Origin of the sequence: Mycolicibacterium houstonense (assembly GCF_900078665.2) — a bacterium.
Lineage (GTDB): Bacteria > Actinomycetota > Actinomycetes > Mycobacteriales > Mycobacteriaceae > Mycobacterium > Mycobacterium houstonense.
The window spans coordinates 673585-696031 of the sequence record NZ_LT546208.1; the positions used below are offsets into that span (position 1 = coordinate 673585).

General features: G+C 66.7%; 32 protein-coding genes, 1 tRNA gene and 3 pseudogenes. 9 read left to right on the forward strand and 27 right to left on the reverse strand.

What is annotated here, in order from left to right:
• On the reverse strand, positions 1-757 hold a 757-nt coding region (locus tag BN4332_RS31330; RefSeq protein WP_066904001.1), incomplete at its 3' end, for a GuaB3 family IMP dehydrogenase-related protein.
• 26 nt (positions 758-783) lie between these two features.
• Complete coding sequence (gene guaB, locus BN4332_RS31335; protein ID WP_066904003.1) at positions 784-2325, reverse strand: IMP dehydrogenase; 1542 nt, start codon at positions 2323-2325, stop codon at positions 784-786.
• 158 nt (positions 2326-2483) lie between these two features.
• Between guaB and BN4332_RS31340 the strand changes: the two genes are divergently transcribed.
• Complete coding sequence (locus BN4332_RS31340; RefSeq protein ID WP_003882245.1) at positions 2484-2888, forward strand: DUF5319 domain-containing protein; 405 nt, start codon at positions 2484-2486, stop codon at positions 2886-2888.
• Here the strand turns inward: BN4332_RS31340 and BN4332_RS31345 are convergent.
• Both BN4332_RS31345 and BN4332_RS31350 read right to left on the reverse strand, forming a co-directional pair.
• A complete protein-coding gene (locus tag BN4332_RS31345; RefSeq protein ID WP_066904109.1) occupies positions 2879-4024 on the reverse strand; it encodes an anti-sigma-D factor RsdA in 1146 nt (381 codons plus the stop codon). The two genes, BN4332_RS31340 and BN4332_RS31345, sit on opposite strands and share 10 nt — an antisense overlap.
• Positions 4017-4595: a sigma-70 family RNA polymerase sigma factor gene (locus tag BN4332_RS31350; RefSeq protein WP_066904005.1), complete on the reverse strand. Its 579-nt coding sequence runs from the start codon at positions 4593-4595 to the stop codon at positions 4017-4019. The genes BN4332_RS31345 and BN4332_RS31350 overlap by 8 nt, the downstream gene beginning before the upstream one ends.
• A 992-nt stretch (positions 4596-5587) precedes the next feature.
• Between BN4332_RS31350 and BN4332_RS31360 the strand changes: the two genes are divergently transcribed.
• Complete coding sequence (locus BN4332_RS31360) at positions 5588-5878, forward strand: WhiB family transcriptional regulator (RefSeq protein WP_066904111.1); 291 nt, start codon at positions 5588-5590, stop codon at positions 5876-5878.
• Between the two features lie 76 nt (positions 5879-5954).
• On the opposite strand, the pseudogene BN4332_RS31365 reads toward BN4332_RS31360, so the two are convergent.
• The 4 genes and pseudogenes from BN4332_RS31365 to BN4332_RS35255 all read right to left on the reverse strand — a co-directional run.
• Positions 5955-6737, reverse strand: a pseudogene (locus BN4332_RS31365) (L,D-transpeptidase); the annotation flags it as partial.
• Between the two features lie 304 nt (positions 6738-7041).
• A pseudogene (locus BN4332_RS31370) lies at positions 7042-7551 on the reverse strand (cytochrome c biogenesis CcdA family protein); the annotation flags it as partial.
• Positions 7548-7823, reverse strand: coding sequence for a DsbA family protein (locus BN4332_RS34975; protein ID WP_268811540.1), 276 nt, complete (start codon positions 7821-7823; stop codon positions 7548-7550). The pseudogene BN4332_RS31370 and the gene BN4332_RS34975, both read right to left, overlap by 4 nt.
• A 25-nt stretch (positions 7824-7848) precedes the next feature.
• Positions 7849-8343, reverse strand: a pseudogene (locus BN4332_RS35255) (M48 family metalloprotease); the annotation flags it as partial.
• Between BN4332_RS35255 and BN4332_RS34770 the strand changes: the two are divergent.
• Positions 8255-8479 carry a hypothetical protein gene (locus tag BN4332_RS34770; RefSeq protein ID WP_066904013.1) on the forward strand — a complete coding sequence of 75 codons (225 nt, stop codon included), beginning with the start codon at positions 8255-8257 and terminating at the stop codon, positions 8477-8479. The pseudogene BN4332_RS35255 and the gene BN4332_RS34770 sit on opposite strands and share 89 nt — an antisense overlap.
• A 22-nt stretch (positions 8480-8501) precedes the next feature.
• Here the strand turns inward: BN4332_RS34770 and BN4332_RS31385 are convergent, their stop codons facing one another.
• A complete protein-coding gene (locus BN4332_RS31385) occupies positions 8502-8876 on the reverse strand; it encodes a BlaI/MecI/CopY family transcriptional regulator (RefSeq protein WP_066904015.1) in 375 nt (124 codons plus the stop codon).
• Positions 8877-9304: 428 nt separating this feature from the next.
• Between BN4332_RS31385 and BN4332_RS31390 the strand changes: the two genes are divergently transcribed.
• Complete coding sequence (locus BN4332_RS31390; RefSeq protein ID WP_066904017.1) at positions 9305-9730, forward strand: OsmC family protein; 426 nt, start codon at positions 9305-9307, stop codon at positions 9728-9730.
• Between the two features lie 22 nt (positions 9731-9752).
• On the opposite strand, the gene BN4332_RS31395 is transcribed toward BN4332_RS31390, so the two are convergent.
• Positions 9753-10301 (reverse strand): TetR/AcrR family transcriptional regulator, encoded by a 549-nt coding sequence (locus BN4332_RS31395; protein ID WP_066904019.1) that lies wholly within the window; start codon positions 10299-10301, stop codon positions 9753-9755.
• A 134-nt stretch (positions 10302-10435) separates the two neighbouring features.
• On the opposite strand from BN4332_RS31395, the gene BN4332_RS31400 reads away from it, so the two are divergent.
• Both BN4332_RS31400 and BN4332_RS31405 read left to right on the forward strand, forming a co-directional pair.
• Positions 10436-10795 (forward strand): OST5 family protein, encoded by a 360-nt coding sequence (locus tag BN4332_RS31400; protein ID WP_066904021.1) that lies wholly within the window; start codon positions 10436-10438, stop codon positions 10793-10795.
• 88 nt (positions 10796-10883) lie between these two features.
• Entirely contained in the window at positions 10884-11291 is a 408-nt protein-coding gene (locus tag BN4332_RS31405; RefSeq protein WP_066904023.1) for a nitroreductase family deazaflavin-dependent oxidoreductase, read from the forward strand.
• On the opposite strand, the gene BN4332_RS31410 is transcribed toward BN4332_RS31405, so the two are convergent.
• The 3 genes from BN4332_RS31410 to BN4332_RS31420 all read right to left on the reverse strand — a co-directional run bounded on the left by BN4332_RS31410 (position 11269) and on the right by BN4332_RS31420 (position 13547).
• Positions 11269-12063: an enoyl-CoA hydratase gene (locus BN4332_RS31410; RefSeq protein WP_066904025.1), complete on the reverse strand. Its 795-nt coding sequence runs from the start codon at positions 12061-12063 to the stop codon at positions 11269-11271. The genes BN4332_RS31405 and BN4332_RS31410 overlap by 23 nt on opposite strands.
• Positions 12060-13094 carry a zinc-dependent alcohol dehydrogenase family protein gene (locus BN4332_RS31415; protein WP_066904027.1) on the reverse strand — a complete coding sequence of 345 codons (1035 nt, stop codon included), beginning with the start codon at positions 13092-13094 and terminating at the stop codon, positions 12060-12062. The genes BN4332_RS31410 and BN4332_RS31415 overlap by 4 nt, the downstream gene beginning before the upstream one ends.
• A gap of 90 nt (positions 13095-13184) precedes the next feature.
• Positions 13185-13547 carry a DoxX family protein gene (locus BN4332_RS31420; protein ID WP_066904113.1) on the reverse strand — a complete coding sequence of 121 codons (363 nt, stop codon included), beginning with the start codon at positions 13545-13547 and terminating at the stop codon, positions 13185-13187.
• 68 nt (positions 13548-13615) lie between these two features.
• Between BN4332_RS31420 and BN4332_RS31425 the strand changes: the two genes are divergently transcribed.
• Positions 13616-14482: a sigma-70 family RNA polymerase sigma factor gene (locus BN4332_RS31425; RefSeq protein WP_066904029.1), complete on the forward strand. Its 867-nt coding sequence runs from the start codon at positions 13616-13618 to the stop codon at positions 14480-14482.
• A 9-nt stretch (positions 14483-14491) separates the two neighbouring features.
• Here BN4332_RS31425 and BN4332_RS31430 read toward each other — a convergent pair whose 3' ends face one another.
• Positions 14492-15526, reverse strand: coding sequence for an FAD-dependent oxidoreductase (locus tag BN4332_RS31430; protein ID WP_066904031.1), 1035 nt, complete (start codon positions 15524-15526; stop codon positions 14492-14494).
• Between the two features lie 91 nt (positions 15527-15617).
• Positions 15618-16136, reverse strand: a complete 519-nt coding sequence (locus BN4332_RS31435; RefSeq protein WP_066904033.1) for an AbfB domain-containing protein — start codon at positions 16134-16136, stop codon at positions 15618-15620.
• A gap of 163 nt (positions 16137-16299) precedes the next feature.
• Between BN4332_RS31435 and BN4332_RS31440 the strand changes: the two genes are divergently transcribed.
• A complete protein-coding gene (locus BN4332_RS31440; protein WP_235654348.1) occupies positions 16300-16812 on the forward strand; it encodes a hypothetical protein in 513 nt (170 codons plus the stop codon).
• On the opposite strand, the gene BN4332_RS31445 is transcribed toward BN4332_RS31440, so the two are convergent.
• On the reverse strand, positions 16809-17288 hold the full coding sequence (locus BN4332_RS31445; protein ID WP_066904037.1) for an SRPBCC family protein: 480 nt from the start codon (positions 17286-17288) through the stop codon (positions 16809-16811). The genes BN4332_RS31440 and BN4332_RS31445 overlap by 4 nt on opposite strands.
• Positions 17289-17553: 265 nt before the next feature.
• Between BN4332_RS31445 and BN4332_RS31450 the strand changes: the two genes are divergently transcribed.
• The gene (locus tag BN4332_RS31450; protein WP_066904039.1) at positions 17554-19083 is read left to right on the forward strand and encodes a recombinase family protein; all 1530 of its coding nucleotides are present in this window, start codon (positions 17554-17556) and stop codon (positions 19081-19083) included.
• Positions 19084-19085: 2 nt separating this feature from the next.
• On the opposite strand, the gene BN4332_RS31455 is transcribed toward BN4332_RS31450, so the two are convergent.
• The 11 genes from BN4332_RS31455 to BN4332_RS31495 form a co-directional block, all read right to left on the reverse strand.
• A tRNA-Leu gene (locus BN4332_RS31455) sits at positions 19086-19159 on the reverse strand.
• A 155-nt stretch (positions 19160-19314) separates the two neighbouring features.
• Positions 19315-19728: a hypothetical protein gene (locus tag BN4332_RS31460; protein WP_066904042.1), complete on the reverse strand. Its 414-nt coding sequence runs from the start codon at positions 19726-19728 to the stop codon at positions 19315-19317.
• Positions 19725-19901, reverse strand: a complete 177-nt coding sequence (locus BN4332_RS33435) for a hypothetical protein (RefSeq protein ID WP_160110967.1) — start codon at positions 19899-19901, stop codon at positions 19725-19727. Before BN4332_RS33435 ends, BN4332_RS31460 begins: the two co-directional genes overlap by 4 nt.
• Positions 19898-20044, reverse strand: coding sequence for a hypothetical protein (locus BN4332_RS33440; RefSeq protein WP_160110968.1), 147 nt, complete (start codon positions 20042-20044; stop codon positions 19898-19900). Before BN4332_RS33440 ends, BN4332_RS33435 begins: the two co-directional genes overlap by 4 nt.
• Positions 20044-20220, reverse strand: a complete 177-nt coding sequence (locus BN4332_RS31465) for a hypothetical protein (RefSeq protein ID WP_160110969.1) — start codon at positions 20218-20220, stop codon at positions 20044-20046. The genes BN4332_RS33440 and BN4332_RS31465 overlap by 1 nt, the downstream gene beginning before the upstream one ends.
• An 80-nt stretch (positions 20221-20300) precedes the next feature.
• Complete coding sequence (locus BN4332_RS31470) at positions 20301-20645, reverse strand: hypothetical protein (protein ID WP_066904046.1); 345 nt, start codon at positions 20643-20645, stop codon at positions 20301-20303.
• A 223-nt stretch (positions 20646-20868) separates the two neighbouring features.
• Entirely contained in the window at positions 20869-21252 is a 384-nt protein-coding gene (locus tag BN4332_RS31475) for a hypothetical protein (protein ID WP_066904048.1), read from the reverse strand.
• A complete protein-coding gene (locus BN4332_RS31480; RefSeq protein ID WP_066904050.1) occupies positions 21249-21470 on the reverse strand; it encodes a hypothetical protein in 222 nt (73 codons plus the stop codon). Before BN4332_RS31480 ends, BN4332_RS31475 begins: the two co-directional genes overlap by 4 nt.
• On the reverse strand, positions 21467-21724 hold the full coding sequence (locus tag BN4332_RS34000) for a hypothetical protein (protein ID WP_066904052.1): 258 nt from the start codon (positions 21722-21724) through the stop codon (positions 21467-21469). Before BN4332_RS34000 ends, BN4332_RS31480 begins: the two co-directional genes overlap by 4 nt.
• 133 nt (positions 21725-21857) lie before the next feature.
• Positions 21858-22202: a hypothetical protein gene (locus BN4332_RS31490; RefSeq protein ID WP_066904055.1), complete on the reverse strand. Its 345-nt coding sequence runs from the start codon at positions 22200-22202 to the stop codon at positions 21858-21860.
• A gap of 1 nt (position 22203) precedes the next feature.
• A complete protein-coding gene (locus tag BN4332_RS31495) occupies positions 22204-22446 on the reverse strand; it encodes a hypothetical protein (RefSeq protein ID WP_066904057.1) in 243 nt (80 codons plus the stop codon).
• Position 22447 lies beyond the last annotated feature (1 nt).

Consider the following 22447-nt stretch of genomic DNA (forward strand, 5'->3'; position numbering starts at 1 on the left):
GTCGGGCAGCGGCCGCGTCGGCGATCGCGGTGGCCATCGGCACGCTGATGCCGAGCACCTCGTCGCTGGTGGTGACGCCGGCCGTCGAGCCGTAGCCGACGATCACGCCGGCCGCGCCGGTGCGCATCAGATGCAGCGCGGTGCGGTGATCGAGCACACCACCGGCCACCACCGGCACGTCCAGCTCGGAGATGAAGGTCTTGAGATTCAGCGGTTCGCCGTCGGACGCGACGCGCTCGGCGGAGATGATCGTGCCCTGGATGACCAGCAGGTCGATCCCGGCGGCCACCAGAGTCGGGGTCAGCGACTGGGCGTTCTGCGGGCTGACGCGCACCGCGGTGGTCACCCCGGCCTCGCGGATGCGGGCCACCGCCGCGCCGAGCAGGTCGGGGTCCAGCGGGGCGGCATGCAGCTGCTGCAGCATCCGCGTCGCCGCCGAGTCGTCCGATGCCGTCGCCGCGACATCCAAGACCTGGGCGATCTTCTCCTCGACATCGGCGTGCCTGCCGATCAGCCCCTCGCCGTTGAGCACCCCGAGCCCGCCGAGCCGGCCCATCTCGATGGCGAACTCCACCGACACCAGGGCGTCGGTCGGGTGCGCCACGACGGGCACCTCGAAGCGGTAGGCGTCGAGCTGCCAGGCCGTCGACACGTCCTTGGACGAGCGGGTGCGGCGTGACGGCACGATCGTGACGTCGTCGAGTTCATAGGTGCGCCGGGCGGTTCTGCCCATGCCGATTTCAACCATGTCGCGCATGACTGCTCAGTCTCCTGCCCCGCCGGTCAGCGGGTGTAGTAGTTGGGGGCCTCGACAGTCATGGTGATGTCGTGCGGGTGGCTTTCCTTCAACCCGGCGGCGGTGATCTGGACGAACTGCGCCTGCTGCAGCTGCTCGATGGTGCCCGAGCCGGTGTAGCCCATGGCCGCCCGCAGGCCGCCGGTGAGCTGGTGGATGACCGTGCCCAGCGGGCCACGGAACGGCACCCGCCCCTCGATGCCCTCGGGCACCAGCTTGTCCTCGGACAGCACGTCGTCCTGGAAGTAGCGGTCCTTGGAGTAGGACTTGGCCCCGCCGCGTCCCTGCATGGCACCCAGCGAGCCCATGCCGCGGTAGCTCTTGAACTGCTTGCCGTTGACGAAGATCAGGTCGCCCGGCGACTCGGCGGTACCGGCCAGCAGCGACCCGAGCATGGCCGTGGACGCACCGGCGGCCAGCGCCTTGGCGATATCGCCCGAGTACTGCAGACCGCCGTCGGCGATCACCGGGACGCCGTAGGGCTTGCATGCCGCGACGGCTTCGAGGATCGCGGTGATCTGCGGGGCACCGACCCCGGCGACGACGCGCGTGGTGCAGATGGAACCGGGCCCGACACCGACCTTCACGGCGTCGGCACCGGCCTGCACCAGGGCCGCGGCGGCGGCGCGGGTGGCGACGTTGCCGCCGACCACCTCGACGCGATCGCCCACGGCCTGCTTCAGCCGCGCGACCATGTCGAGCACACCGCGGTTGTGGGCGTGGGCGGTATCGACGATCAGCACGTCGACACCCGCGTCGACCAGACCCATGGCCCGGGCCCAGGCGTCATCCCCGACGCCCACCGCGGCGCCGACCAGCAGCCGGCCGTCGCTGTCCTTGGTGGCCAACGGGAACTGTTCGGTCTTGACGAAGTCCTTGACCGTGATCAGGCCGGTCAGCTTGCCGTGCCCGTCGACGATCGGCAGCTTCTCGATCTTGTGGCGGCGCAGCAGGCCCAGGGCCGCCTCGGCGGACACGCCTTCCTGCGCGGTGATCAGCGGCGCCTTGGTCATCACCTCGGCGACGGGCTTGTTCTCGTCGACCTCGAAGCGCATGTCGCGGTTGGTGATGATCCCGACGAGCGAGCCCGTGTCGTCGACCACGGGCAGCCCGGAGATGCGGAACCGGGCGCACATCGCGTCCACCTCGGCCAGGGTGTTGGTCGGCGAGCAGGTGACCGGGTCGGTGACCATACCGGCTTCCGACCGCTTCACCGTCTCCACCTGGGCCGCCTGCTCGGCGGCCGGAAGGTTGCGGTGCAGCACCCCCATGCCGCCCGCGCGGGCCATGGCGATGGCCATCCGCGATTCGGTGACGGTGTCCATCGCGGAGCTGACCAACGGGACGCGCAGCCGGATGTTGCGGGTCAGCTGGCTCGAAGTGTCGGCGGTGGCGGGCACCACATCGGACGCGGCCGGAAGCAGCAGAACATCGTCAAAGGTGAGACCGAGCATTGCGATCTTGGTGGGATCGTCGCCACCGGTCGGCACCGGTACGGCGATGGGAACGCTGCTTTCAGCGATCGACATGGGTGGGGCCTCCAGTGGCAGGCGTGGGGCGTGTAACCCAATTCTATCGGCTCGGTTATTGACAGTGATGTTGCCGTTCCTTGCACCTCAGGACGCACATCACCGTGCGCGCCGGGACGGCTGGCGCGATGGCTGCACGGCTGCGTAGTGTGGGACACGTGCGTGACCACCTTCCCCCTGGTTTGCCACCCGATCCGTTTGCCGACGATCCCTGCGATCCGTCGGCTGCGCTGGATGCGATCGAGCCGGGCCAGCCACTGGACCCCCAGGAACGGACGGCTGTCGAGGCTGATCTCGCCGATCTCGCGGTGTACGAAGCGTTGTTGGCGCACAAGGGAATCCGCGGTCTCGTGGTGTGCTGCGACGAATGCCAGCAGGACCACTACCACGATTGGGACATGCTGCGCGCCAACCTGCTGCAGCTGCTGGTCGACGGCACGGTTCGCCCGCACGAGCCGGCTTACGACCCCGAGCCCGACGCGTATGTGACGTGGGACTACTGCCGCGGCTACGCCGACGCATCTCTCAACGAGGCCACGTCGGACACCGACGGCTACCGCTGAGAACCGCCTAGCCCCGGCAACAGGGGCAATTCGATCGCCGGCAATTCCGGCGCCTCTCCACGCCCGCCCGCCGGGCCCTCCTGCCCCTCACCGCCGTCTTCGGCGGGCGGGGCCGCCGTGGTGCGTGCCGGCGGTGCCGAGGGCACCGAGGTCGGCTCCACCGGGGCCACCGTCGTGGTGACGGCAGGCGGCAGCTCGACGGCCGGAGCCGCCGAGGTGGTCGGGGCCGACGATGTGTGCGTCGGCGATGTCTGCACTGCCGATGACGTCGACGGGGGCGCCGCACTCGTCGTGGTCGGCTCGGCGCTGCCGGACGGTGAGGGTGTCGCGGTCGTGGACGGCACCGTGGTCGTGGCGCCCGAGGTGGGCGTGTCGCTCGACGACGGCGTGGACGTCGGGGCCGACGTCTCCGATCCGGGCGTGGACTCTGACGGCGTCGTGGTCGGGGTGCTCGTCAGGGTGCCCGAGGGCACCTCGGACGGCGACGACGGCGTCACCGTCACCTCGGGCAGCACCACCGGCGGTGCGTCGGGCGGGACGGTCGCGTTCGGGTCGCGGTTCTCCACCTTGACCGACAGCTGCTGCCACTGGTCGACGAGTTCCTGTTTGCGCTGCTCGTCACCGACGGTGGCCACGGTGGTGGTGAGGGTCTCCAGCTTCTGCTGCGCCTGTTCCCACTGCCCCTCGGCGATCAGCTGCTGAACCTGCTCCAGCTCGTTCGACGCCAACTCCACGGCGACGTCACGCTTGACCGGCTGAGTGCCGAACACGATGCCGCGCACACCGTAGAGCGGATCGCCCGGGCCGGCGCCGTACACGGCCGCACCGAACCCGCCGAGACACAACATGGCGGCGGCCATCGAGCCCACGAGCGCCATCGGGAAACGCACCCGGCCCTTGGCGGTGGCCTTGTCGAGCGCGGCGACCGCCTCGCGCGGCGTCGCGATGCCCGACATCGGTGCGCGGCGGGCCTCGTCGCGCCACCCCGCCAGCAGGACGGCCAGTTCGGCCTCCTCGCGGTCGGTCGCATAGACCTGATGCTCGAGCGAGAGTGCCTCGATGAATTTCTCGGACCGGTTGATCTCGTTGAGCGACGGATCACCACCGTTTGACGTCCAGCGACCGAAATCAGGCATGGTCACGTCCCGTCGCCATGATCTCGGTCTTGAGCCGGGCCAGCGCGCGGTGCTGAGCGACGCGCACGGCGCCGGCAGTGCTGCCGACGGCCTCGGCGGTCTCCTCCGCACTCATGCCGACCACAACGCGCAGGATCAGGATCTCGCGCTGCTTCTCGGGCAGCACGGACAGCAGCCGGGCCATCCGTTCCGAGGATTCGGCGTCGAGTGCGGACTGCTCGGGACCCGCGTCAAGGGAGAACCGCTCGGGCACCACATCGGTGGGCTCGGCACGATTCCTGGCTGCCGCGCGGTGCGCGTCAGCAACCTTGTGCGCAGCGATGCCATAGACAAAGGCCAGGAACGGGCGTCCCTGATCTTTGTAGCGCGGCAGCGCCGTTATGGCGGCCAAGCAAACCTCCTGCGCAACGTCATCAGCTGAGAGACCGCTGCGTTCGGTTGCCCCGACCCTCGCCCGCACGTAACGGACGACGATCGGCCGAATGATCTCCAGCACTTCCCGGAGCGCGTTCCGATCACCAGCCACTGCCTCAGCAACGACAATGTCGAGACGGTCTCCCGAACTTGTCATCGTGGGCGATCTCTCCAGCGTTACGTGGCACCGACACTCTCGGTGGCATGGCTGAGCTAAACAATAACGATCGGCGGGGTGTGACCCGGCCGGTGCCGGATCAGGCGCCGGACCACACACCGCCTCTGCGGCGCACTGTATCGGCACTGAGGTCCCGGATCTGACCGATTTCCACAGCATCGTGCGCAGTGCTGCCGATACCGGCCAACAGACAGGCCAACGCCCAACGCAGCGGAATCAATCCCGACTTCTGCGCGGCCAGCAGCGCACCGTCGGCGACCTCGCGCGCGGCGTCGAGTTCTCCGGCGCTGCACNTTCCCTTTTCTTTTAATGTGCCGTCGACCACCGAGATCTACACTCTTTCCCTACCCGCCGGGCTTCCGATCTTCGCCGCGAGGTCGGTGAGCGCACAGCCGTACCGGCCCTGGCCTCCGGCTGCCACCGCCCTCAGCCAGTGCTCGTGCGGGGTGGTCGCGCTGGGCAGTGGCCAGCGGCCCGGATCAGCCCCGAAGGCGGCGTCGGCCAGTACTGCGGCGGCCTCTGCGTTTGCAGTCATCGATTTGCGACGTTATCAATACCGGCGGTCTCGGAGTCCCCCGGGCAACCCGGTACCCGCGGGATACGCAAAAACAACTTTGCCCGAAGTCTGTTAGTTAACAATTGATGGCCCGAATGTTAATGGCATGTCAACTAACTATCGGCCGCCTGGAATTGCGGTTGCCGCCGCAATCGGCCCGAACTGGGGAAACTCGAAGACGATCGCCAGATCCGCAACAGACATGTCTCAGCCAAAGCGTCGCAACGATGAACGTGATGTAAATTCTCGACCTGCGGTTATGTCCCTTAGCACATGTGCAGCCTATTGACGCGCTTTATTCAGCCCCCCTAGTTTGTGTGCACGAGCGGTCATCGGCGACACGAGCTCACATCGGTTCCACCGACTCAAACCCGCCCGCATTGGCGAAATGGGCGCGCAGAGAGGGGTTTTCCACATGCCGCAGCCGCAGCAGCTTCCCGGACCGAATGCGGATATCTGGGATTGGCAAATGCAGGGACTTTGCCGTGGTGTCGATTCGTCGGTGTTCTTCCATCCCGACGGCGAGCGTGGACGCGCCCGGGCGCAGCGTGAGATGCGCGCCAAGGAGATGTGCCGCAGCTGCCCGGTGATCACACAATGCCGCTCACACGCGCTGGCCGTCGGCGAGCCCTACGGCATCTGGGGCGGGCTGAGCGAGTCGGAGCGCGAACTCTTGCTCAAGCGCGGCATCCGCCGTAGCGCGTAGCCCGCGCAGCAAACCTCATCCGCCGAACCACAAAGGCCCCATCCCCGCCCGGGACGGGGCCTTTGTCGTGGACACCCTAGAGCGCACTGCCCGCGAGCCACTGCTCCCAGCCGACGCTCCAGTCACCGTTCTGCCAGATCTGCAGCGGTTGCCCTCCGGTGTTGTGCACCTCGAACACATCCCCGGGCTGGGCGAAGTCGTAGAACCAGCGGGCGTTGTCCGCGTTGACGTTCAGGCAGCCGTGCGAGACGTTGGTGCTCCCCTGCGCCCACACCGTGCTTTCGAGCTGATGGACGTAGATGCCGTCGTTGGACAGCCGCACCGCGTAATTGATCGTCTCCTTGTAGCCCAACCGCGAATTGATCGGCAGCCCATAGGTGGACGAATCCATGATCACCGGGTTGGCCTTGTCCATGACGGTATAGACCCCGGGTTGGGTCCAGAAGGAGATTTCTTTTCCGCCAATGGTTTCCGATCCACCCATGCCCATGGAGGTCGGAATGGTGCGGACCAGCCTGCCGTTGTCGTACACCTTGATCTGTTTGGTCGCGTCGTCGGCGATCGACACGTGCGAGTCGCCGATCCGAAATCTGGCCGCGGCATCCTGTTGGCCGTAGAGCCCGCCGCCGAGGTCGGCACCGTAGATCTGCGCCTCGACGGTGACCTCGGTACCCGGCCGGTAGTACTCGGCGGGCCGCCAGTGCGCGTTCTGGTTGTCCATCCAGTACCAGGACCCCTCGACGGCCGGCGTCGTGGTGACCCGCAGACGGCGTTGCGCCGCGGCCCGATCGGTGATGGGTTCGTCGAAGCGGGCCACGATGACGGTGCCGACGCCGTAGGTGCCGCCGTCGGCGATCGGGGNGGCGACGCCAGAGCCGGAACCCGAGCCAGCCGATACCGCACTGCACCACGGCGAGCGCCACAGCGGGATCGCCGACAGCCGACGAGATCCGGCTCAGCCACACCTGCAGGTCGTACTGGGCATCGACGCTGAGCACGCCTGCGACATTGGCCGTTCCGTCGGTCAGGACGAACAGCACCCCGATCGCGATGAACACCAGGCCCGAGATCAGCGAGGTCGTATGGGTGCGCAGCGGGCCGATCGTCAGCGGTCGGCCCCGCAGCCACGTCCGTCCGGCGAGGCCGAAATGGTCCCAGGCCCAGGCCAAGACGAACAGGGGCCCGGCCATACCGAGCGCGTAGACCGCCAGCAACAGGCCACCGTAGAGCGGATCCGCGCCCATCGCCGACATGGTCAGCACGCCGCCGAGCAGCGGGCCCGCGCAGAAGCCGGCCAGACCATAGACCGCGCCGAGCGCGACCACCGACATCGTCGTGGAGATTTTGATCCGCGCCGCGGCCCGACCGGCAGCAGCAACACCGAAACCCTTGCCCAGCACGGATGCAACACCGAATCCGATCAGCACCACCCCGCCCGCGACGGCCACCACGTCGCGGTAGCGGGTCAGCACGGTCCCGATGGCGCCCACTCCCGCACCGAGCGGAACGAGCACCAGGCACAGGCCGATCCAGAAGGCGAAGGTCCGCTGCAGCAGGGTGCTGACCCGGTCGAAGGCATAGGCGAAGAACGACGGCAACAGCAGGGCCGAACAGGGGCTCAACAGCGAGGCAAGACCACCGAGGAATGCGCCGAGCAGTCCGACGCTGCTCACGAGGAGCCCACCGCGGCGTCGATGGCGCGCACGAACTCCTCGGTCGGCTGTGCACCGAGGAACGGGACGTCGTTGATGAGGAAGGCCGGAGTACTCGGCACACCGATGCGGTTGCCCTGCACGAGATCGGCATTGATGGCCGCATCGAAGGTGGTCCCGCGCATCGCAGTGGTGAAGCCCTCGAGGTCGGNCCCGCCCGCCGGTGCTGAGCAGAACCAGGCTGCGCAGCACCTGCCGCCGCCCGCTCGAGCGGATGGCCGCGTCGTCGGCACACATCTCAAGCAGGGCAGGCACGGTCCGCATCGCGGCCGCGATCAGCGGCATCCGCGGCAGTGCGGCCGCCAGCGCGGTCAGCACGGCGACGATCTGATGGTGGTGTCCGCGGAGGTGAGCCCGCTCGTGCGCCAACACCGCGTGCAGCCCCGCGTCATCGAGATGCCGCAGCGCCCCCGAGGTCACCACGATGAGGCGGCGCCTGCCGCCCGCCACGCAATAGGCAACGGGCTCAGGCGCTTCGACCATGACGACGCCGCGTTGGCCGGTCGCCCGCCCGACGATGTTCATCGCCTCGGCGTGGTCACGGTTGTTGCGCCGACTGCTCGCCAGTGTGACGATGACGCGCCTGGCGGTGTGCACGGCCACCGATGCGGTGACGACGATCAGTGCGATGACGAGGACGACGGCCACCGGCGCCGGTAGATGAGTGGTCGGCGCAAGACCCAGCGCCTGGACGCAGAACGTCAACGCCGTGCGGTCCACGGCACTGTGCACCAAGCCGACGACCAGGATCATCAGCGCGGCGATCCAGGCGCCCAGGCAGGAGACGATCGCCCCCGTCCACGCCGCCACGGCCAGCACCGGCCGCATGCCCCCCGCCCTGCGGCCGGGCAGGATCACCGGCGCCAGCCAGCTCAGCGTCACCGCGTAGACGAGCAGGAATGTCACCGCATTCATTGCGAGCCGCCCTTCGCGTGGCGGCGCAACGCTCTACGGAGGTTGGCCGATTCGTCGTCGCCGATGCGGTCCAGGAAGAAGTTCAGGATGAGCTCGCTGTCGCCGCCCGACTCGAACACGGTGTGCATCAACCGCGCCGTGTGCTCCTCACGGCTCATCTTGGGCACGTACTGGTAGGCCAGCCCGACCTTCTCGCGGTCCAGCCATCCCTTGCGGAACAGGTTGTCCATCGTCGACATGACGGTTGTGTAGGCGATCTGACGCTGGTCCTTGAGCTGGTCGAAGACACTTCGAACCGTCGTCGGCGTCTCGCGGTCCCACAGGATCGCCATCACCACGGCTTCGAGCTCACCGAATTCCCGTAACGCCATCACACCGTCCGTTTCGCCACCTACGTAGCCCGATAGTAGCCTGACGACTCGTCCGGCACGGCGCTCTCCTCCGGCGCGGCCGGCTCCGGTGCAGNGCCGCCGCGGGTGGGCCACCGGCGGTCTCGGGCCTGGAGTCACCGCGACCGTTCATCACCAGATACAGGATCAGTGCGGCGGCGATCGCGATCAGCCCAGCCAGCAGGATGGCGTCCCTCCTGATGTCACCTTGCCGAGAACTTCCCACTGCGCCTCCGTCCGAATCACTTGCCTACGCACCTACGGTGTAGCTACGTAGAGCGTACGCGAACCGAGCGGGCATGCTCAGGGGTCGGCAACGACCGCGATATCGCGAATACGCAAAACTGATTGCAGGAAGCCGTAAATCGGGCACGATCCGATCCAACGTTCAGTTTCGCAGAGGAGATGACATGGCAGCCGATGTGACCGTCGCCGAATCAGGCACGGGCACCTACACCCAGCAGATCACCGTCGGAGGCCACCAGCTCATCGCCGACGAGCCGCGCCCCATCGGTGACGACGCCGGGCCGAATCCGTATGACCTGGTGCTCGCCGGCCTGGGTGCCTGCACCTCGATGACGGTACGGATGTATGCGAACCGCAAGGGCTGGCCACTCGATCATGTGCGAGTGACGTTGCGGCACTCACGCATCCACGCGAAAGACTGTGCGGACTGCGAGACCACCAAGGGCATGATCGACCATGTCGATCGCGAGATCGAACTGGTGGGCGACCTCGACGACACTCAGCGGCAGCGGCTGATGGACATTGCCGAGCGCTGCCCGGTGCATCAGACCTTGACCTCGTCGGTGCACATCACGACGACCGCCCGGTGAGCGCCGCCATCCCCTTCTGGCACTAATCCACCGCTCGCACCGTGGGCCAGAACAGGGCGAACAACCGCTCCTGCCAGCCCTCTTCGATCCCACCGGTGCGGGCGCATTCGGCGATGTACGCACCGACCACCCCGTCGATCAGGGTCGGCGTGTCGACGTCCGCGCGCATCGAACCGTCGGCCTTGGAGTCGTCGATCGCCTCTGCCAGCGCCGTGCGTTGGTCGATGAGGATCCGCCGGAACAGCGTGGTGAACTCGGGATCATCCTCGGTGAGCAACGCCGCGAGCCCCCCGAGACCGATGCCACCCTCCACCATCGCGATGGCGTGGGTGATCAACCAGCGCAGCCGATCCTGGGCAGTCGCGTCAGGATCCAACGGCCCCGGCGATACGAGACCCGACAGTGCACCGGCCAACATGTCTCGGCGGTTCGAATGACGTCGGTAGATCGTCGTCTTCGCGATTCCCGAATGCGCGGCAACGGCTTCCACGGTCACCGCCCGAGGCCCTCCGGTCCGTAACAGGTGCAGTGTCGATTCGGCGATGCCTTCTTCGACCCGCCGCTGCACCATCTGCCCCCCCGTCCGGTCGCCCCTCTTGTCGCGGGAACAACCCGCGCCCGCTGTGCGCTACGCTATACGTAGCAATCGCTACGCTACGCGTAGCGTAGTACTTTTACTGGTTGTCGAGTTCGTGAGGTGATCACATGCTGAAGGTTCCGGGACGGTTACCGATCTCCAACATCGCGTACGTTCTGCTGCTCATTGGCTTCGTCTCGCTCGGACTGTTCGTCACGGCCCTGGCGTTCGGTAGCGATCTGGCGCTGGTCGCCGGTACGGCCCTGATCGCGAGCCTCGGCGGCGCGGTGGCCGGCTTCCGCAAAGGCGCCCGTCGCCTCAGCGAAGCCAGGCTGCCGGATGCCGCGGCCCACAACGTGAGCATCTTCTCCACCCCGCTGCGCCGGGACGAGGTGGACCGGTACCTGCAGAACTACCGCACGGAAAGCACTGAAAGCGGGGACGACGCAATGCCCTCGGCGCGTCCACAACACCGCCGCGCCGCCTGACGGCGAGGCCGTGCATCCCGATCCCGGGCACACATGTTTTTGGTGATCCGAGTGCACGGTCACCAGATCGCGGCGTAGTAAGGAAGTCATGACTGACAACTGGAACGACCAGATCATCGCCGAGTTCCGCGCCAACGGAGGCAAGGTCGGCGGCCCGTTCGAGGGCGCGACCCTGCTGCTGCTGCACACCACCGGCGCCAAGAGCGGCAAGGAGCGCGTCAACCCGGTGATGGCCTTCGATCTCGACGGGAAGCTCGCAATCGTCGGCTCCTACGCGGGCGCCGACGTCGACCCAGCGTGGCTGCACAATCTGCGCGCGCATCCCGATGCGCACATCGAAATCGGCACCGACGCATACGACGTGCACGCGCGGGAGATGCCGAGGGACGAGCGCGACGCGGCCTACCCGCGCATCGTCGAGCGGGCCCCTGGATTCGGCGAGTATCAGACCAAGACCGACCGCGTCATCCCCGTCATCGAGTTGCAGCGCCGCTGACACCCCGCCAGGCCGGCGGGCGCTTGTCGATGAACGCCTGCACACCTTCGAGCGCGCTCGGATCCATCATGTTGCAGGCCATCGTGTCGCCGGCGTCCGCGTAGGCGGACTCGATGTCGACGTCGATCTGGCGGTAGAACAACGCCTTTCCCATCGCGACGGCGACCCGCGGCTTCGCCACGATGCTCGCGACCAACGTGTCGACCTCGTCATCCAGGGCGTCGACCGGCACCACCCGATTGACCAGTCCCAGTGCGCGAGCCTCGGCGGCCGAGACGAATTCGCCGGTCACCAGCATTTCGAAGGCGGCTTTGCGAGGCACATTGCGCGACAACGCGACTCCCGGGGTCGAGCAGAAGAGCCCGACGTTGACTCCGCTGACCGCGAAGCGCGCGTCCTCGCTCGACACCGCGAGATCACACATCGCGACGAGCTGGCAGCCCGCAGCGGTGGCGAGACCCTGCACCCGCGCGATCACCGGCACCGGCAGGCGCTGAATCGCCAGCATCGCCGCGGTGCACTGGGCGAACAGCCGCTGGTAGTACTCCATTGACGGTTCGGCCCGCATTTCCTTGAGGTCATGGCCCGCGCAGAACGCCTTGCCCGACGCGCCGAGCACCACGGCACGCACCGAATCATCCTGGGCCAGCGCGGCCAGCGCCTCACCGAGCGCGGTCAGCATCTCCTCGGACAACGCGTTGAACGCCTGGGGGCGGTTCAGCGTCAGGGTGACCACGCCGCGGTCGTCGCGCTCCTGCAGCAGCACCGTCATGGCTGGATCAACACCTTCAGCGCCTCGCGGTCGGCCATCGCGCGGTACCCATCCGGAGTCTCGTCGAGACCGATGGTGCGGTCGAACACCCGGCCGGGTTCGATGGTGCCGTCGAGCACATCGGGCATGAGCTCGTCGATGTAGGCCCGGGCCGGCGCGACGCCGCCGGTGAGGGTGACGTTGCGGAAAAATGTACCGAAACCCATTGGGACCTGAGTGTATTGAGACACTCCGAGCCGGCTGACGCGGCCGCCGGACCGGACCGCGTCGAGCCCGGTGGCCAGCGACGCCTCGGTCCCGACGCACTCGATCACCGCGTGGGTGCCGTCACCGCCGGTGAGTTCGCGGATCCGCTCCACGGCTTCGTCGCCACGCTCGGCCACCACGTCGGTGGCACCGAACTCGCGGCCCAGATCGGTGCGGTCGGTGTGGCGGCCGTTCAGGATGATCTGCTCGGCGCCCAAACGTTTGGCGGCGAGCACCGCGCACAGGCCCACCGCGCCATCGCCGATCACGGTCACCGTCGATCCCGGGCCCACCCCTGCGGTCACCACACCGTGGTGTCCGGTGCAGAAGACGTCGGACAGGGTCAGCAGTGAGGGCATCAGCGCCGAGTCCTCGCCGACAGGAAGTTTCACCAGGGTGCCCTGCGCCTGGGGAACACGCACCGCCTCACCTTGCCCGGCGTCGACACCGGGTGCGCCCCAACCACCGCCGTGTCGGCACGACGTCTGCAGCCCCTCCCGGCAGAAGTCACAGGTGTTGTCCGCCCAGACGAACGGGGCCACCACCAGATCACCGCGCCGAAGGCCGGACACGTCCCCGCCGACTTCCTCGATCACGCCGATGAACTCGTGCCCCATCCGTCGGCCACCGTCCTTGTGGGGCATGGACTGGTACGGCCACAGGTCGCTGCCGCAGATGCACGCGCGGGTGACCCGCACGATGGCGTCGGTCGGTTCCTTCAGAACCGGGTCCGGAACGTCCTCGACGCGCACGTCGCCGGCCTCATACATCACGGTTGCTCGCATACTCGGTTCCTTCGCTCGTCAGTGCCCGGTGAGAACCATCGGGTTCGAGGCTAGGCCGATGGCGCTCGTCCGTGGAGCCGGACCGACGGATCATCCGGCGAGGAATGCACCGAGTGACAAGATCGCGAGGACCAGAAACGTGCCGGGGAAGGCGATGTTGTGAAACACGCGCGTCCGGATGTGAGTCGCCACCGCACCGACGAAGAACGCGGCAAGACCGACAGCGGCCGCGACGCCGAGCGGCGGGTACGCGAATACGCCGATCAGCAGCCCCACCGCACCCGCGCCTTTGAGCAACCCGAGCGGCGTTACCCAGCTTCGCGGAACACCGACCTCGGCGGAATTGGCCAGGACCATCTGGGCGCCCACCAGATCTGCGACAGCCATCGCCGCGTTGGCCACCGCGGTGATGATGACCACCAGGGCCGCGATCATGTCCAGTTGTAGGGTCATCGGTGTCATCTCCTCCGTGAGGTGTCTCTTCATAGAGATGACGTCTGCCGCGCCCGAAAGGTGACCGGATGGATCAACAAGCCCTGGCCGAGCGATTCGAGGCAGACCGCGGCCATCTACGCGCGGTGGCCTATCGGCTACTGGGTTCCACGCACGACGCCGAGGACGCGGTTCAAGCTTCGTGGCTGAAGGTCAGCCAGCACGGCATCGCCGATGTGAGGAACCCGACCGGTTGGTTCACCACGGTGACCGCGCGCGAATGTCTCGACCGCCTGCGGGAGCGGAAACGCCGTGGTGAGGTGCTGGTCGCCGACGAGGTTGCACCGGCAGCCGTCTCCCCCGGTGCCGACGACGAGGTCGCGATGGCCGAGTCGGTGGGCCGGGCCCTGTTGGTGGTGCTCGACCGGCTTTCACCCGACCAGCGAGTCGCCTTCGTGCTGCACGACGCCTTCGCCGTGCCGTTCGCCGACATCGGCGAGCTGCTGGACCGCTCGGCGGTAACGGCGAAGAAGCTGGCCAGCCGGGCCCGGGCACAGCTGCACGGCGATCCGTCGGTGTCCCGGCGCCCGACAGCCGAGCAACTCGAGATCGCCCGCGCCTTCCTGGCCGCCTCCCAACACGGCGATCTGACAACGCTGCTGAAATTGCTTGCCCCCGATGTGGTTCGGCGCGTCGATCGCAGGCTCGTGCCCGCGCACGTCCCCACCGAACTGCACGGTGCGCGCGAGTTCGCCGAAGAGTCGAAGATGTTCGCCGGGGTGGCCCGCGGCGGCGAGGTCGCGGTCATCGACGGCGTCCCCGGTGTCGTCGTCGCACCCGCCGGCCGGCTGAAATCCGTGCTGCTCCTCGATATCCGCGACGGGCGCATCCAGGCCATCGACATCATCGGCGATGCCCGCCGGCTGGCGTCGCTCGACGTGACGCTGGCCGATTAGCCGCGGCGTTCAGAAGTTCAAGCCCGAGAACATGATCCGGCCCGGGTCGTACTTCTGCCGGGTGGCGGCCAACCGGGCGGTGTTGGCACCGAAGTACCGCGACGCCGGTTGGTTCGCTTCGAGGTAGTTGACGTAGCCGCCGACCGAATACGGTGCCACGGCCTGATGTGCGGTGGTGAGCCAGTTGGCCGCCGGTGCAGGCGAACCGGCGGTTTCGACATACCACTGGACCAGAGCGGATTGGCGCCGCCACGGAAACGCGGTGTCCCCCGGCCCCACCGTGGCGAGCGCGCCGTCGAGCGCATGCATGATCACCAACGGGCGGCCCGCCCCGGACGGGAAGGCGTTGAACGCTGCGGCGATCCCCTGGGCGACAGCCGGCGTGATCGTCTGGAAAACGTCGGAGCCGCCGACATAGCCGAGCGGTGACGGGTTGAGATTGTTGACGGCCAGGTAGCGCACCAGGTCCAGGTAGTTGAAGGTGCGCTTGTCCNGCCCGCCGCCCAGGGCGTGCCCGGCCGCGCCGACCGACGGGCAGGTGCCGGTCGGGATCCCCCGGCCGGCTCCGGCCAGAACCTGGTGCATCGCATACAGACCGGTCGCGGGCGTCACCGTGACATGCCCGGTGCCCGCGTCGAAATTGATGTCGCCGGGCAGTTGGCGCAGGTCCAGCACCATGGTGCCGTTCGCCGTGGATGCGCCAACATACGAGTGTCCGCCGCCGCGAGGTGCGACCTTGAGGTTGTGGTTGGCGGCGAATGCCATCGCCTTCTGCACGTCTGCCGCCGAACTCGGGGTGACGACGGCGGCCGGCGAAAGGCCGTTGAAGTTGGTGTTGAAAACCGCCTTGGCCGAATCGAATTGCCCACTGCTGTCCGGCAGGATCACCTGTCCCTGGATGGCGGCGGCGAGGTCACCCCAGCCGGATGGATCTGCACTGGCCCGCGCCGATCCGAACACGGCTCCGGCGGCCAACGCCCCGGCGGCACCCCGCAGGAACGTCTGACGTGAGATCCCACGCGGTAACTCCCGCGGTTCCGTCATGTCCGAATTGTGAACTACTCGGCGTCAGAAATTGCCCTGCCGCACGACGTGTCGCGCCGCGAAATCGCGCGACAGATCGCCGTCGAGGCGATTACTCGTTGCTTGCGTCCAATGCCGGCTGGACAATTCGGAACGTCGCGGCCTGAAACTCCTCTGGGAACTGTGGTCTCGCCGGTTTGGCGAACAGCTGGAAATTGACTTGTTGAATGACCAAGTCCGGGAATCGCGCGGACCGGAATGAGACATGGTTCGGGTCGATGAGCCCCTTTTCGAGGATGAACGTCGAGTTCTGGCGAACCTCTTCGACAACATCAGGGTCGACGATGGCCTCGTCAATGAACTTGCTGTGTATGCGGTTTCCGTCGAAATCCGCGATCGTCAGCCAAAAGTTACCCGAAATGAAACCGGCTCTCCGCAGTCGACCCTTTTGACCGAAACCCTGTGCGGGCGCTCCTCCTGGGCCCACCACCAGGTTGGCCCCGGTCCATTCCCACGAAGCGTCCAGGCGGTCCTGATGGGTTTCCACGACGTCGATGTCGACCAAGCCCTGCCGGTCGATGACGAAGCGGTTCGGAAACTTGTTCGAGAACAATGAAATCTTCTGTGCCATGATGCCCCTCCTGTGTGATGTGTCGATCTGACACTGACAGCCCGCCCAGAGGTTCCGCGCGCGTAGTCGACTACTCCAGTTCGTGGGCGTGGCCGTGTAACTCCTGTGGTGATCAGGCCGAAATACTGTGCAGTTGGTCGTCACGTCCGAAGGAGGGACACCGATGCCGAAAGACTGCCGCCGGGCGATGGCCCGTTTCGGTGCCGTCGCTGCTGGCCTGGCTATACCCGCCGTGTGCACCGTCCCCCCGGCTCATGCGGCGCCGCTGCCCGATTTCTGTGTGTCCGCCAACGTCTCAGACGGCGTCTGCACGGCGCGACTGACGTCGGTGACGGCCGATGTCATCAATGGAACGATCACCGGAGCGCCGGTCGGTGGCGGCCCTGCGATAACCCTTGCGGGACAAGCAGATGCCTACCTGAAATCGGCGGGATTCGGTGACACTGCGCCGGATCCGGTTCAGCAGTGGGACACCGAAATCGACAGGATCGGTGGCCTTGATACGTCGCCTTCCGATCCGAATTGGTACGGCAATGCCAAGGCTCGGGTGTTTCTCCCCAGGACCCTCAATGACCTGGCCACCAAGTTTCCCCGTGACAGCCTCGTCGTGCGTTTCGTGACTGACGACGCGCGGCCCGACGCGTTCCGGCTCGTATCCATTCAGCCGACGCGCTAGATCCGATCCTGCGCCAGCCCGGCGAGGTGCTTGAGCGAGTTGTCCAGGTGCTGTCGGTCGAAAGGCGGGAAATCGATGTTCTCGCGAATGGTCTGCGGCACCGCCGACCAGTCATAGGTCAACGTAACCTCGGTCCGGTCGTCGCCGACCGGCTTGAGGTCGTAGCGCCAGATCCAGCCGCCGAAGTCGAGATCGGCGTCGTCGGCGCCTTGGCCCGGTAGCCAGGCAATCGCCCGCGGCGGCTCGAAAACCTCGACCCGGTTTGCCATCTCGTAGTGCATGCCGCCGTAGTTGTCGTGGTACATCGCCATTCGGAAGACCTGGCCCACTTCGGTCAGCTGCTTGCCGTCGATGGACTCCCGCACCCAGCCCGTGCCGTCTATCGCCTGATGGGTGGTCGGGTCGGACAATACCGCGAACACGGTTTCGGCCGGCGCGTTGATGGCGCACGCGGCGCTCATGGTTTCGTCAGTCATACCGTTCCGACCGGCAAAAGCTCAAAAACTCATCGAGGCCGCGCGTAGTTCTTCGAAACTGCGCTCAGACCGTCATTTGGTCGAGAATTGCGATCTCAGCGCAGGCTCGGTGCACTGACCGCAGACGAAAACACCCCCGGCCCAACCGGACCGGGGGTGTTCCACGTGATTACCTAGTGAGCGTGGCCGTGGTGATGACCGGCGTGCTCGTCTTCCTCGGCCGGCTTGTCCACGACGGCCGTCTCGGTTGTGTAAGATGTAAGCCATGAAGGCCCTGATCGTAGTGCGTTTGTCCCGAGTCACCGACGCTACTACTTCTCCGGAGCGGCAGCTGCAGATCTGCCAGGACCTGTGCGTTCAGCGCGGGTACGAGGTGGTCGGTGTGGCGGAGGATCTGGACGTCTCCGGGGCGGTGGATCCGTTCGACCGGAAGAAGCGGCCGAACCTGGCCCGCTGGCTGTCCGACGAGGAGCGTCCGTTCGACGTGCTCGTGGCCTACCGCGTCGACCGTCTCACGCGGTCGATCCGGAACCTTCAGGAGCTCGTCCACTGGGCTGACGACCACGGCAAGCTGGTGGTGTCCGCGACCGAGCCGCACTTCGACACGACGTCTCCGTTCGCCGCGGTGGTCATCGCGCTCATGGGCACGGTGGCACAGATGGAACTCGACGCGATCCGGGAGCGCACCGCCTCGGCCGCGCGGTACAACCTCCGCGCCGGCAAGTACCGGGGCAGCCTGCCCCCGTGGGGCTACCTCCCGGAGAAGGTGGACGGAGACTGGCGGCTGGTCCAGAACCCCGAGCAGGTCCGGATCATCCACGAGGTGTACCACCGGATCGTCGAGGGCCACGAGTCGCTGCAGAGCATCGCGCACGACCTGACGCGCCGCGGCGTGCTGACGCCGAAGGACAGCTTCGCCGAGCTGCGCGGCCGCCCGGTGGCGGGCCGCGAGTGGAGCGTGACGCCGCTGAAGCGGGCGCTGCTGAGCGAGACCATGCTCGGGTACGCGGTGTCGAAGGAGAAGGCCATCCGGGACGCCGACGGCTCCCCGATCGTCCGGTCGGATCCGATCTTCACGCGCGAGCAGTTCGAAGCCTTGAAGGCCGAGCTGGCCAGCCGCGCGGTCCGCGGCGAGCCCACGCGAGTCAGCTCCTCGCTGTTGCTCCGGGTGCTGCACTGCGGCGTGTGCGGGCTCCCGGCGTACAAGTTCAACGGAGGCAGCCACGCGCAGTTCCCGCGCTACCGGTGCAAGTCGATGACGAAGGCGGCCAAGTGCGGCAACGGCACGGTCGCGGTGCCTGAGTTCGACGCGTTCGCCACCGAGCAGGTGCTGGAGTTCCTGGGCGACTCCGAGCGCCTGGAGCGCGTGTGGGAGGCGGGATCGGACAACGCGGCGGAGCTGGCCGAGATCAACGCCGAGCTGGTGGATCTCACCGGGCTGATCGGCTCCCCGGCCTACCGCGTCGGCTCCCCGCAGCGCGTGGCGCTGGATGCACGGATAGAGGCCCTGGCCGCGCGCCAGGAGGCGCTGCAGGACGAGGAGACCCGGCCGTCCGGTTGGACGTGGAAGCCCACCGGCGAGAAGCTCGCGGACTGGTGGGACGCGCAGGACGTCGAGGCGCGCAACACCTGGCTCCGGACGATGAACGTCCGGCTGATGTACGACACCCGCGGCGGAACGATGCGCCGGTCGATCGACTTCGGCGATCTGCGGGACTACGAGAAGTTCCTGCGCCTGGGCCCGACGGCCCGCGCCGCGCTAAGGCGGACTACCGGCGCTGTTAATCCGAGTTAAGGTGCCCTCAGTCGGATTCGAACCGACACTTGGCGGGTTTTAAGCCCGCTGCCTCTGCCAGTTGGGCTATGAGGGCTATGCAGACCGTACCGCCCGAGGGTACGAAACGCGTAAACGCAGAAAACGCCCCCTGAAGGCCTGAGAGCGATTCTCAGACCCGCAGGGGGCATTCTGTTGTACACACACACCAGGGACGGCATTTACGTTGTATGTCAAGGCACTGGGAGGCCTTTACGGGTGCATTCTGACGGGGAGATACGGGTCCGGCCACTGCGCCGCCTTGCCGTGGTAGTCCTCGACCTCCTCGGCCGCGATGGTCACCGGAGTACGTCGTACCCGCAGCGGGTTACCGAGCCCGTCCTTAAGTGTCTCGACGTCCTGTGCGGTCTCCGGCTTCTTCCCGGGCGCCCGCCGGTCCCCGGCCCAGTCCAGGCGCATCAGAGCTGCAGCGCGGTCGCGGGCCTCCTCCGCCTCGCGGACACTCGACACGTTGATGTCGTAGCGCGGAGGCTTCCCCTGAACCGGGTTGGTCTGGTGGACCAGGACGTGCAGCAGGTCGATGATCTCGTCCAGCTTCCGGGATACCTCGGCCGTCTTCACGGCCACCGCCACACTGCTGACGGTCTTCTGCTTCTTCTTGCTCATCGCAACAACTCCCGGATCCCGCTGACCTGCTCTCGGACCTTGTAGTGATACTGGGCGCCACGGATCCCGATCCGGCTACCGCCTCTGATATCCGGACGGACGCTCTCGATTGCGTCCCGGTTGAGCAGGATCGGGCCCAGCTCGTCGCTGGTCACTGTGATGAATTGGCTCACTGGTCCTCCTTCAGGAAGGCGTCGACGAGTCCCGCCGGCTCGACGCTCTCCATGGCGATGAGCTCCGCGTCCGTCAGGGCGTTTGCCCAAACGACGAACCGGACCAGGTAGTCACGGACCAGTTCCGTGATGTCGATGTCCACTAGCCCAGAACCTCCGCAAGGAACTGCTTAGCCAGGTCCTCGTGGGTACGGCGGTCCTTCTTCTTCGGTTTCTTCATCAGCTTCTCGTCGGCGTCCAACCATTCGCTGAAGCGCAGTAGCAGGTCTACGGTTTCGTGCCGCTTGGTGCGGCGCTGGAGAAACGGGGTCTTGGCCACGGGGGCCTCCTTCGTTCGGTCGGGATCCCGCGCGGGATCCTGCGGGCAGATTGAGTCGAGGTAGCAGTAGGGGTTATGCATCAGCCCTCGATGGGCTCGACGTCGGCCAGCGCACGGAAGAAGGCGGCGGTGGACTCAAAAAAGAACGAGTGCCCCTCCCAATCGACGCTGACTTCGTGCCACTGATCGGTGATCGTGTACTCGGAGTAGCCGTCCCAGCATTGGTGGATAGTCAGAGTCGGGTAACCGTGCAGGTACGGGGGACCGTACCTACGGGCCCCGATCTGCTGCTTTACGTAGCCTCGGATGTGATCGACCAGGTATGACTCGGTCTCCTGGTACGTGATGTACCCCTGCCGCTTCGATCCGGCAGGAGACGGTTCGTCGAACCAATCCGTCTCGACCTCGGTTCGGTTGTTTGCCATCAGTTTCTCCTCTCGCTACCGGCAGAGCCGGTCGCTCTTAGGCCACCAGCTCCGCTGGTAGGCCGTACGTGTGCGGTTTGTCGGATGAAGTCGAGGCGGGCCGCGTCGAACGAAGGGTGCTGAGTCAGTCGGCCCCAGAACGAACCCGTAGGCGGGTAAACCGACCACGTGCTATGACCGTCGGAGACGATCAGCCACCGGCTGCGGTGCCCGAAGACGGCCTTCAATTCGTCCCCCGGATGATCACGTCGTCCCAGGCGTCCGGCGGAGTCCAGCGGTAGGGGTCCTCGGCCTTGGCAATTAGCGCTTCCCAGCCCTCACCGATGAGTGGGTACTGGTCCTCCGAAGCACCGAGGATCCACCTCTGCGTGAGGTGTAGGTTCTCGGCTATCGCCGCGCCGGCCTCGGCCCAGTCCAGCTGATCCCTGTCTGCGACCGCTGGCGGCAGCACCCGCAGCGGGTCCGGGATGAACGGGTACTCCGTCCCGGAGACCCACCACCAATGCCAGGCCCGGCGCACCGCGGCGCGGAACATCCGCCACAGCTCGCCGAGTGTGATCCGCCGGTCCAGAAGCGTGGCCACCGTCCAGTCGCGTGGGTGCTTCACAAGACCACCCGATGTGCCGTTCCGTCGGACGCCCGCCGGAACCAGGCTTCGTACTGCTCGCTCCAGTAGAAGGTTCCTGTGGGATATACGCGTCCGGCGTCGCGGCGGTGCATCCCGCCCTGGTCGCTACGCCGGGCCCACAGCCCGAGCCGGTACGCGAGATCCTTCTGGACGGCCCGCAGGGCGCTAGGCCCCTCGGCGTACTCGTGCTTGCTCATCGCGGCCTCCGCAGGCCCATGGCCGTCGACCACTTCCGACGAGACGTGTCGTCTAGGTCTTTCAGCACGTCGACTTCAACGAACCGCAGCTCGATAACCCCGTACTGAGGAGCATCGAATGGGCCGCTGGATAGGTAGTCCCACTTCGTCGCTATCGGGGTCGCGAGAGCGCCAAGCACCCGACCGTTCAACCGGACGATGTGGTATCCATACTCGGGATGGCGGTCTTCGACGACCAGCAGTGGCGGGCTCATTGGTTATACTCCTGCTCGATTCGATCGAAGGCCGTAGTTTGAATGAGCCCTCCCATGGCTATGGAGCGACCCAGCCAGGCCCATACACCGGAATGGTTGATCTCCCACTGACTCGGAATCGACGTGTCCGATGTCATCGCTCCCCCAGCGCGTTCTTGAGCCCGAGGATCTCCAGCTCCAGGTCCGCGATCCGGCCCTCCTGCTGGTCCCGGTCCAGGGACAACCGCTCCGCGTCGTCCAACGCGGTGCGCGTCACCCGGACCAGATCCGGGACGGCACCGTGCAGCGACGCGGCGAAGTCGCCGTCCAGCTCCGTCAGGAAGAACCCGACGAACTTCTTCGTCCCGTCCTGTCCCATCGCGTAGACCTTGACGCCGGTCGTCTCTTCGTCCGGCTCCACGACCCAGAACCGATCCTCGGCACCGGTGGTCTTCGCGAAGCCCTGGTAGAGCTCGTCGAGGAACTTCTCGGTGTCCACGTCAGATCAGCCCCTCGGGCGGCGTCCAGCCGTCGTCGAGCAGGTGTCGGATGATGACCTCGCCCCGGCCCTTCTCCGAGAAGGCAGGCGCGGCTACCCGACCGAGCTTGCGGGCGTAGTCCTCGACGGAATCCAACCGCGCAGCCTTCGCCTCCCACAGGTCTGGTGTGTGGTCGAAGCCAGCGTCGCGTCCCACCTTGGCCGCTATGCGGTACTCCTCCGCGGTGAACTGTTGGTCAAACATA

Excerpts from the sequence above, each read along its gene's own strand:
- guaB (WP_066904003.1), bottom strand. The coding sequence starts at position 2,325 with ATGTCGATCGCTGAAAGCAGCGTTCCCATCGCCGTACCGGTGCCGACC.
- BN4332_RS31345 (WP_066904109.1), bottom strand. The coding sequence starts at position 4,024 with ATGCCTGATTTCGGTCGCTGGACGTCAAACGGTGGTGATCCGTCGCTC.
- BN4332_RS31350 (WP_066904005.1), bottom strand. The coding sequence starts at position 4,595 with ATGACAAGTTCGGGAGACCGTCTCGACATTGTCGTTGCTGAGGCAGTG.
- BN4332_RS31360 (WP_066904111.1), top strand. The coding sequence starts at position 5,588 with ATGCCGCAGCCGCAGCAGCTTCCCGGACCGAATGCGGATATCTGGGAT.
- BN4332_RS31385 (WP_066904015.1), bottom strand. The coding sequence starts at position 8,876 with ATGGCGTTACGGGAATTCGGTGAGCTCGAAGCCGTGGTGATGGCGATC.
- BN4332_RS31390 (WP_066904017.1), top strand. The coding sequence starts at position 9,305 with ATGGCAGCCGATGTGACCGTCGCCGAATCAGGCACGGGCACCTACACC.
- BN4332_RS31395 (WP_066904019.1), bottom strand. The coding sequence starts at position 10,301 with ATGGTGCAGCGGCGGGTCGAAGAAGGCATCGCCGAATCGACACTGCAC.
- BN4332_RS31400 (WP_066904021.1), top strand. The coding sequence starts at position 10,436 with ATGCTGAAGGTTCCGGGACGGTTACCGATCTCCAACATCGCGTACGTT.
- BN4332_RS31405 (WP_066904023.1), top strand. The coding sequence starts at position 10,884 with ATGACTGACAACTGGAACGACCAGATCATCGCCGAGTTCCGCGCCAAC.
- BN4332_RS31410 (WP_066904025.1), bottom strand. The coding sequence starts at position 12,063 with ATGACGGTGCTGCTGCAGGAGCGCGACGACCGCGGCGTGGTCACCCTG.
- BN4332_RS31415 (WP_066904027.1), bottom strand. The coding sequence starts at position 13,094 with ATGCGAGCAACCGTGATGTATGAGGCCGGCGACGTGCGCGTCGAGGAC.
- BN4332_RS31420 (WP_066904113.1), bottom strand. The coding sequence starts at position 13,547 with ATGACCCTACAACTGGACATGATCGCGGCCCTGGTGGTCATCATCACC.
- BN4332_RS31425 (WP_066904029.1), top strand. The coding sequence starts at position 13,616 with ATGGATCAACAAGCCCTGGCCGAGCGATTCGAGGCAGACCGCGGCCAT.
- BN4332_RS31435 (WP_066904033.1), bottom strand. The coding sequence starts at position 16,136 with ATGGCACAGAAGATTTCATTGTTCTCGAACAAGTTTCCGAACCGCTTC.
- BN4332_RS31440 (WP_235654348.1), top strand. The coding sequence starts at position 16,300 with ATGCCGAAAGACTGCCGCCGGGCGATGGCCCGTTTCGGTGCCGTCGCT.
- BN4332_RS31445 (WP_066904037.1), bottom strand. The coding sequence starts at position 17,288 with ATGACTGACGAAACCATGAGCGCCGCGTGCGCCATCAACGCGCCGGCC.
- BN4332_RS31450 (WP_066904039.1), top strand. The coding sequence starts at position 17,554 with ATGAAGGCCCTGATCGTAGTGCGTTTGTCCCGAGTCACCGACGCTACT.
- BN4332_RS31460 (WP_066904042.1), bottom strand. The coding sequence starts at position 19,728 with ATGAGCAAGAAGAAGCAGAAGACCGTCAGCAGTGTGGCGGTGGCCGTG.
- BN4332_RS31470 (WP_066904046.1), bottom strand. The coding sequence starts at position 20,645 with ATGGCAAACAACCGAACCGAGGTCGAGACGGATTGGTTCGACGAACCG.
- BN4332_RS31480 (WP_066904050.1), bottom strand. The coding sequence starts at position 21,470 with ATGAGCAAGCACGAGTACGCCGAGGGGCCTAGCGCCCTGCGGGCCGTC.
- BN4332_RS34000 (WP_066904052.1), bottom strand. The coding sequence starts at position 21,724 with ATGAGCCCGCCACTGCTGGTCGTCGAAGACCGCCATCCCGAGTATGGA.
- BN4332_RS31495 (WP_066904057.1), bottom strand. The coding sequence starts at position 22,446 with ATGTTTGACCAACAGTTCACCGCGGAGGAGTACCGCATAGCGGCCAAG.